This window comes from Microcoleus sp. BROC3 (genome assembly GCF_036702515.1).
Taxonomy (GTDB): Bacteria; Cyanobacteriota; Cyanobacteriia; order Cyanobacteriales; family Microcoleaceae; genus Microcoleus.
In genome coordinates, this window is record NZ_JAUBTQ010000112.1 from 1 (window position 1) to 7512 (window position 7512).

Below are 7512 nucleotides of genomic sequence, written 5' to 3' on the forward strand. Positions count from 1 at the left end.
GGCTTTGCCGTCTCCTGTTGGTTCATATCTGAAAGAGCCAATCGACTCCAACCACGCCGCACCCTTGGGAGAATCTAACTCGAATACCTTGCCGTCCTCTGTCTCTATCAATCCTTGCATCACCGATGGAATTGTCATAGGTTGCTTACTCGGTTGCTTAATTACTTCTGCAACCACTCTAAGCAACTTTTAAGCAACTGTCAAGGGTTGCAGAAAAGAATTTTAAGCGTATCACAAAAGCTCCCAGACTTCGCAGCCCAGGAGCCTTGCTCCACCGTACCGAAATCGGCATATCTCACCGTATCAATTAGGAAGTGCTTTCTGATATAGCGGCGCTACGAGATTGCACCCATTCATCAATCACCTGCCCCATAGTCATGCCGCGCCTTACACTTTCAATCCGCAGGAATTCCAGGGAAGCGGGCTGCACTGCTGTTTGAAGTTTGACGGCGTTAGCATCCTTACTCATTGCTTTAAAAATCAACATTCCCTCTATTTTAGCTATTGGCACAACAGCAGCCAGAAAGTGGCACAGTAGTCAGATCCTCAAACTGGTACACCCTGGCACAGTTCCTCTGGCGCAAATTGAGGTTACAGAGTGAAGTTAGGTATTGATAACTGGATTTATAAATACCAACCCCACCCGCAACTGCTACAGCTTCATCAGGTCGTAAGCCTCAAACTCAAATTGCTGGACGTTTTTGACGGACTTATCAAATCTGATCAGGTAGCTAGTACCAGCTCGGCTGTAGATATTGTCCACAACCTCACCTCTTGCCCCCTGATAAATGCCGCCGACATCCTTGACCACAACTCGATCACCTATCTCAAAAGTCCTGGGCTTGACCGCAGAGTTTGACGTACTAGGTGCTGTAGTATGTGGTGAATTTGAGGGTTGAGAATTTTCAAGGCAAGGTGTAAAAACGTCCACACTGTCCACACTAAGGCTAGAACCTTTATTTACATTGGATTTAAGGGTGTGGACGTTATAGTCCACACCACGTCCACACTTGTCCACACTAATGCCTGAAACAGAGAGGTTTTGAGTGGACATTGTGGACGTTGTGGACGTTGTGTGTACGTCCGAGTCCACACTTGTAATGCTTATGGAGTAAGCGTTTTGATTGGGTGTGGACAGTGTGGACGTTTGTGTAAGAGAAAACGAAATACTACTCCCTTTTTGCGTAATACTTCCGTACTTCATCGCTTCTAATTCTGCAAGCCATTCTCGGATTTTCTGTGAGGTAGGGCGGTACTTGGGATTAAAGCTCTGCAAAACCTCTCTTACTGTTACAGAACCCCCTTTCTGCTCTGCCAGCGCGATTATCTTTACCAAGTTGCTCTCAAGTGCGTCGGGGCTGGAAACCTCTAGATTGATGCTCAAAGCTTGCTGCGTTGTATATTCCACCCACTTGATAGCGGCCGCTACCTGGTGGACGGGAATTTTGTGGGAAACCTCAACCCCTAAATGAGCGGCATGGATGCAGTGCAATATGGTGGCAACGCGGCCAACCTTTTCAGCAGCCTTGCCAAGCATTGCCCGCATTCCTTGGTTGGGATGATCGAACTTTACGCGCTGGCAGTGGTTGTAATAGTCAACGAACAACTTTTTAGCAGCCTCGTCTAGCTCGAACTCCATCACCGGGGTAGCGTCTATCTTTTCGTAGAGTGCTTGCAGCATTGGAGTTATGTCTATAGAGGGCAATCCCAAAGTTATCTGGGTTAGCGCCGGGGGCTGTTGTACAAAATCGAACCGAGCAAAGGTTCCGTTATTGTCGCTACCGTCGCCGAGGAATGGTTCTAAAACCTTTGGCTGAATATTTCCATAGATAGACAGCGATACTGCCCCAACATTGACCGTAGTGCCAGCCGCGCGCGCTACCACCGCACCATTGCCGCTCCAAGCTTCAAGTAAGTCCTCCTTGTCGCTCCCTTTGCCTCCTCGGTACTGGTTTGCTGAATTGAAAAATCCTGCTAGTTCGTCGGAGAGCCAAAGTATCCCTTGACTGGGGCTTCGACCTACCATGCCGGCTATCCCCTCCCAAGTAGCCTTGGTGATATAGATGACTTTCTCTACAGGTGCATCAGGCATGGGGCCCTTGTTCTCGTCTTTGCTGTTTTTCCATCGCTCAAGTTCTTCTGTGTATGCTTTCTTCTCGGCCTCAAACTTCGCTTGATACTTCTGCCGCATCATTGCCAGCGGGTCTGTAATCATGGCGTTTAGCACCGGAGTCTTCATTTGACTAGACTCAGCGATAAGAGCACCGAAGTAGCCAGCAGTCCGACAGCGATACCTGTTCCATTCCTCCACAAGCATTGTGCTGCTGCCATTCTTTATGAATCTTGAACCCCCACAAATTAGGGCTAACGCATAACACTCAGGTTTAAGATTCATCCGTTGAGCTACTATCTCGATCGGAGCGGCCAAAGATTCCGGGAAAATCTCTGAAAGCTTGACACTTGCAGCTTTTGACGCGAGTAGTTGCTCTACTCCAACCCTTGTGTCATGCGATTGAGCCTCTTGCTCTAACTCTTCCTCTAGTTCTAGATAGAGCGATCGCACTTCCTGGTGTTGCCTTCTATATTTCTGAGAAAGAGTTGCGATCGCAATTGTCAGGTCGGAGCGTTTTAAATTTTGTCCAACTAGCTCCCGAATTTCCTGCTTCATGTTTGAAATGTCGGAAACTTCAAACTTGGGGTGCTTCAAGACTTTTGCTGCTTCCTGCGACGGAGCGTTAAAAGTTTTCTTCTCTCCGATCGCGGCTCTTAGGTCGTCCGCTGAAAGTTTCTCGTGTTCGATCCAATCGGCAACATCTAACCCGTGGTCGTCAGGTAAATTTTCCCAAACTTTGGATGCCGGGAACGGGTATAGCCAAGGTGCTCCTGGGAAGTGTTGAGCAACTTTTTCGGCGTGTTCAATCCCCTTCTTATCTCTATCTGGGACTATTACAACAAGCTCTGCACCTTGCAAGTCCATGCTGTCGGTTAACGTAAACTTGCCACCGCCACCGATATTAGTAGTCGCAGGTAGTCCAAGTTTCCAAAATAAATCAGCGCAAGGTTCGCCCTCAGCCACGTGAATGTATTCACCTTTTGCGATCGCCTCTCTTACTTCGGCATAGCGATAAATCGGGATGCTAGCACGGGCAACATCCTTGCCTAAGCCGGGTAGCCAACGTTTTTTGTCTTTGTCCCAGCGTTCTTGCCAGACTTTCTTGTTGCCTTCCCCGTCATCCTCACGACAAACGCGCACCAGCCGTGAACCGTCGCGGGCTGGATATTCCCAGGTGCGGAAATCTTTGGGGCGGATTGATTTCTCGGTTATGTCTTTGAGGAGGTATTCTCCACAGCGAGCGTCAGAGGTTTCGCCATTAAAGTGCCACAGGTCAGGCTGCTTGGTCTTTGTGTTGTTAAAGTTCTGATGGCAAAGAACTAGCCTTCCATCTTGGCTGATGCGACAGTCTCGGTCTTTGGTGCGGCCACAGACCGGGCAGGGATTCGACTTGGATGAAGTAGAAAAACGCGATGCAGAGCTTGCCCCTGTGGGGTAGGATGTAGTCATAAGCCCTCCTTTGGGCGAGTTAATCAAAGAGCCGCTGCAGAGTCTGGGTACCAATCAGAAGCAGCGGTTTTTTGGTGAGTAAAAATTTGGACATTGAATAAGCATGGGGTACCGTGCCGCTTAAATCAATAAGCGGCCACGGCTAGGTCGCTGCGAGCACAGCTACCCATTTCGGTCTTATGTGGAATAGGGATGAAAATTTCAGCCACTGGCGGTGCACGGCCAGCCAACGGCTGAAGTACCTCTATTCGAGGCGCAGGAATGCGAAGGTGCGTAGGTATCAAACGGAGACAGAGGAAACGGGGGCGAAATCTTATTACAAGGCTCATCAAAGCCCAGATATCCACCAGGTGCGAGAGAAGTTTCATAAAATTCTTCCGCTCTGCCCGTGAAATTCTACTTCCCGCAGAGTCACGGATTAACTCAAGGAGCATTTCAAGCTTTTTCTCCTCCACCTCAGCTCTGGTCTTACAGCCTCGCAGTCGCTCATTGAGCATACGGACAACTCCGGCGGCCGGTTGGGGTGCCAGTTTTCTTGTCGCATACTTGAGTTTTCGCCTCATCCACTGATTCATAACTACCAATAGTAACCCTAGTATTTTTAATAGAATGCAATAACAAATGAAAATGTTTACCAAATGCGCTGGTTTCTTTACCTGGCAAGGCTTAGCCACCACTTCAACTATTCTTTAAAAGCCTAGATTGCAGTATTTCTTACAGACTCCAGGGCGCACCGTAAAACCTAGGAACTCAGAAGCCCTGCGAGGGCTGCGTTTCAGTAGGGACCAATATCCTTACAACCCTATAGGGTTGAATTTTTAATATAAGGAAAAAGCACACCCTATTTGAGCGCTTTTGCCCCCTCCGAAATTGCCCAGTTTGGGTCGATCGCATTCTGATAGAAATCGGTCTAAACACAAGCTCGCTTACAAGCACTCCAAGTCGCTAATTTTCAGTAAGATGCAGTAGCCTTACAGACCTATAGGTCTGAATTTTTAATATAGGTTCGTAAAGCCTTAATTTGAGGGCGTTTCGGGGGTTGCATTTTCCCCCGAAATTTACCCTCTTTTTTTGCGTCACTCGCTCGCCTCAAATTGGTTAAGCAGACTCTGAAGTTTTGCCTTGCCCTCGGCAAATTTGCGCCCCTTCATCTTGAGAATATTCTCAATAATCCAGGTGTTAGCCTTACCCGCTCCCCTCGCTTCCTTCACTTCCTCATAGAGCGCTTTAGCTAGCTCTAAGGAAGCGTCGGTAGTGGTAGCGAGTGCCACTTCCACTTCTTCAGATTCAGGCTCATACAAGGCTTCCAACCGCTCCCGCATTTCTTCAATGCCTTCCCCAGGGGAAGCTAAAATTGCCTCAGCTTCCTGCTGCCGTTGAGTGCGACTCACATAGACTTCCGTAGCGATTTCATCCTCCACATCAGCCTTTACCGCCCTGAGTTTCAGCGCTTCAATCTCTGCCTCATCCGCCAATTTGCGGGCGATATTTCCGCTACCGATCGCACAGGCAACAGCGCCGCACAGCGACAGCCCCTGTATAGATTTGTGCCAGCCGATGCGCTTATCGAGGGCAACCAATGGAGCCAACCACAGGGCAACAGCAGCGCCAGTGAGTACCCACATTTTTAGCTGCATAGAAGTACCCCCGCGCCGATGACAGCCATCGCCAGTGTTGCCACCAATAAAGCCTGCAAGGTAGCCACGGGAATCTTGAGCCATGAACTCACAGAGAAATCCAGCAGCCAGCACAAGCCCCAAAGAATGAAGCTTGCTGCTGCCAAAAATGTGATCGCTCGGAACGACATCGGATGCAAACTCGCTATCCATCCCAGAAGGGAGGAAGCGGCGCACCCGGCAATAAAATAGTTTGCCAAGCTTGCCGCTCTCATTATTTCTTCCCTCCTAGCACTGCATCCCACGGGCGAGGCTGGGGAGTTGACACGGCGGGAGGGCGGAAATTCTCCAGAGTATAAGAGACGCGGCCCTTCCCAAAGGGGGAATTGCTTATTTCCGCAAAGTGGGCAGCTTGAAAGGTGAAACCGTTAGCCCTTAAGGCTTCTATAGCTTCCTTTACCTCTTTTTTGTTGCCAGCAAGCCACATATATTCCATCAGCTTGCGCCTCCCGTGAGTTGGGCTTTGATGGCGTCGATCGCAGTTCTCGCTTTGTTGTCGGCTTTGTCAATGCCAACCCCTGCTTTTGCATAGCCTGGTCGTAAACCGTGCAAGTGCTTAGCCAGTCCAGCATTAGAGGTTACTTTTTGCAGTTCATTGGTAGCCAGCACTCGCTCATATTTGCGGTGGCGGCGGTGTACCTTCGTGTCAGCTACTTCAATCCGCTCCAAAGCGGTGTAAGCCTTTTTTGCGTATTTCACACCTTTCTCTTTCTCGGTTGCGAGGGTTTTCATCGCTGCCGCTTCCTCTTTATCGAAGTAGCGAGGTGCTGGCACGATTGGTACAGAGCGCTCCCCAGAGGCAAAATTACCGGGATTCATCGGGCTGAGAGCGTCAGGGGATGTCGCCTTCAGTACAGTTGCTTTATCAATGGCGTGTCCACCGTCATTGCCACTGCTGGCTAGTTTTCCAGCAGCGTCTTGACTGCCGCCGAATAGTCGAAGCTGTAGAGACATTTATTTTGCTCCAAGTTGAATCGTTACTTGAATCGGAAAAACCTTACTGTGCAAAGGTTTGAGTAGAAATAGCAAAATGACCGCACCTAGAAAGAGTGCGATCGCAAATTTGACGTTAATTGGTTGAGATTTCTCTGTGTAGCGAGGCTCAAGCGGGTGTAAATCAGTCTCACCTAAAAGCTTTACCCATGTGGATTTACAGCGCCTATCACCATAAAGTGAAGCGTAGGGAGCAAGCCCTAACTGTTCCGCCGTCCGTTTAAGCGAGTCAAGCTTTAGGGCATCGTTACCCAAAAAGAAGTTTGAACGCCCGTCGAGTTGGGGCGGTTTCTGTGCCATGATAAATTTTGCTCCGTCGCTGGTAAGGTCATCGTCGGGGAAGCCGTGACTTGGCTAGCGGGTCCAATCGCTTGTCAGTCGCGCATCAATCTTCCTTAACTATTTACGATCGTTTAGTTCTGCTTCCTTGTCAATGGGTAGCTGGAAATTCTGTTGTGAGGGAAACCCCGAAGTTAACCCGGGCGGTAACTTCCTAACTTCCCTTCAGAATCTTCTCAATTTCCGATATCGCGCCTGCGGGTAACTTTGTCTTTTTGGGTAGCAGAGTCTTGAAGAGGCTTGCCAGCTCGCTTACCTTGCCGAACAAGTCGCTGGCAGGAGCTGGTTCTGTTTCCCGGTTGGAAAGTTCCGATCGCAATTCTACAATTTCTGTTTCCCGGTCGGAGAGTTGGCGCTCGACTTCCTCCCGATCGGCACGCTCGGTCGCAAGTTGCGATCGCACTTCTTCTCTCAACTTATTAGTCACATCGGTACTGGATTTTAGAAGCGCAGCATAGTCAGCTTGTAATTTCTCATTCTCTGCCTTCAGGTTGCCTAATTCATTCTGCAACCGCTCTACAACCTCGTTATCAATCTTGGGCAACTTTAGAGAATCACCCGACTCGGACTTTCCCGGCAGTGCCTCCTGTAAGCATTTAACAGCTTTCAACAATTCAGCTACCTGCACCTCTAACGCTGTCAGCCTATCTTGTGCAACTCCTTCTGCAACTTCTACAACCTGTAGGACTTCTGCAACCTGCTTAACTCGTGGTTCCGTGGGTACTTCTAACGCTTCTGCAATCTCCTCAAGCTTTGCGATGCTTACTTCTGAGGACTTGCCGATATATTTCTTGCGTACCTTTCCTGCAACTTTTCTGCAACCGTACCAGTATTCACCGCTCTTACCTTCTTTGCGAACTGTGTAGGCTTTGCCGTCTCCTGTTGGTTCATATCTGAAAGAGCCAATCGACTCCAACCACGCCGCACCCTTGGGAGAATCTA

Annotated in this window: 8 protein-coding genes; all 8 read right to left on the reverse strand. The window is 49.2% G+C overall.

The window, feature by feature from the left end; translation table 11 throughout:
• Window positions 1-307: 307 nt before the first annotated feature.
• Entirely contained in the window at window positions 308-487 is a 180-nt protein-coding gene (locus QUB30_RS32435) for a hypothetical protein (protein ID WP_333342258.1), read from the reverse strand.
• Window positions 488-652: 165 nt separating this feature from the next.
• The gene (locus tag QUB30_RS32440; protein WP_333342259.1) at window positions 653-3562 is read right to left on the reverse strand and encodes a DUF3987 domain-containing protein; all 2910 of its coding nucleotides are present in this window, start codon (window positions 3560-3562) and stop codon (window positions 653-655) included.
• A 1076-nt stretch (window positions 3563-4638) separates the two neighbouring features.
• The gene (locus tag QUB30_RS32445) at window positions 4639-5199 is read right to left on the reverse strand and encodes a hypothetical protein (RefSeq protein WP_333342261.1); all 561 of its coding nucleotides are present in this window, start codon (window positions 5197-5199) and stop codon (window positions 4639-4641) included.
• Entirely contained in the window at window positions 5190-5453 is a 264-nt protein-coding gene (locus QUB30_RS32450; RefSeq protein WP_333342263.1) for a hypothetical protein, read from the reverse strand. Before QUB30_RS32450 ends, QUB30_RS32445 begins: the two co-directional genes overlap by 10 nt.
• Window positions 5453-5674: a hypothetical protein gene (locus QUB30_RS32455; protein ID WP_333342265.1), complete on the reverse strand. Its 222-nt coding sequence runs from the start codon at window positions 5672-5674 to the stop codon at window positions 5453-5455. Before QUB30_RS32455 ends, QUB30_RS32450 begins: the two co-directional genes overlap by 1 nt.
• Window positions 5674-6192: a hypothetical protein gene (locus QUB30_RS32460; RefSeq protein ID WP_333342266.1), complete on the reverse strand. Its 519-nt coding sequence runs from the start codon at window positions 6190-6192 to the stop codon at window positions 5674-5676. The genes QUB30_RS32455 and QUB30_RS32460 overlap by 1 nt, the downstream gene beginning before the upstream one ends.
• Entirely contained in the window at window positions 6193-6531 is a 339-nt protein-coding gene (locus QUB30_RS32465; protein ID WP_333342268.1) for a hypothetical protein, read from the reverse strand.
• 193 nt (window positions 6532-6724) lie between these two features.
• A partial coding sequence (locus QUB30_RS32470) for a hypothetical protein (RefSeq protein ID WP_333342270.1) occupies window positions 6725-7512 on the reverse strand: 788 nt, incomplete at its 5' end.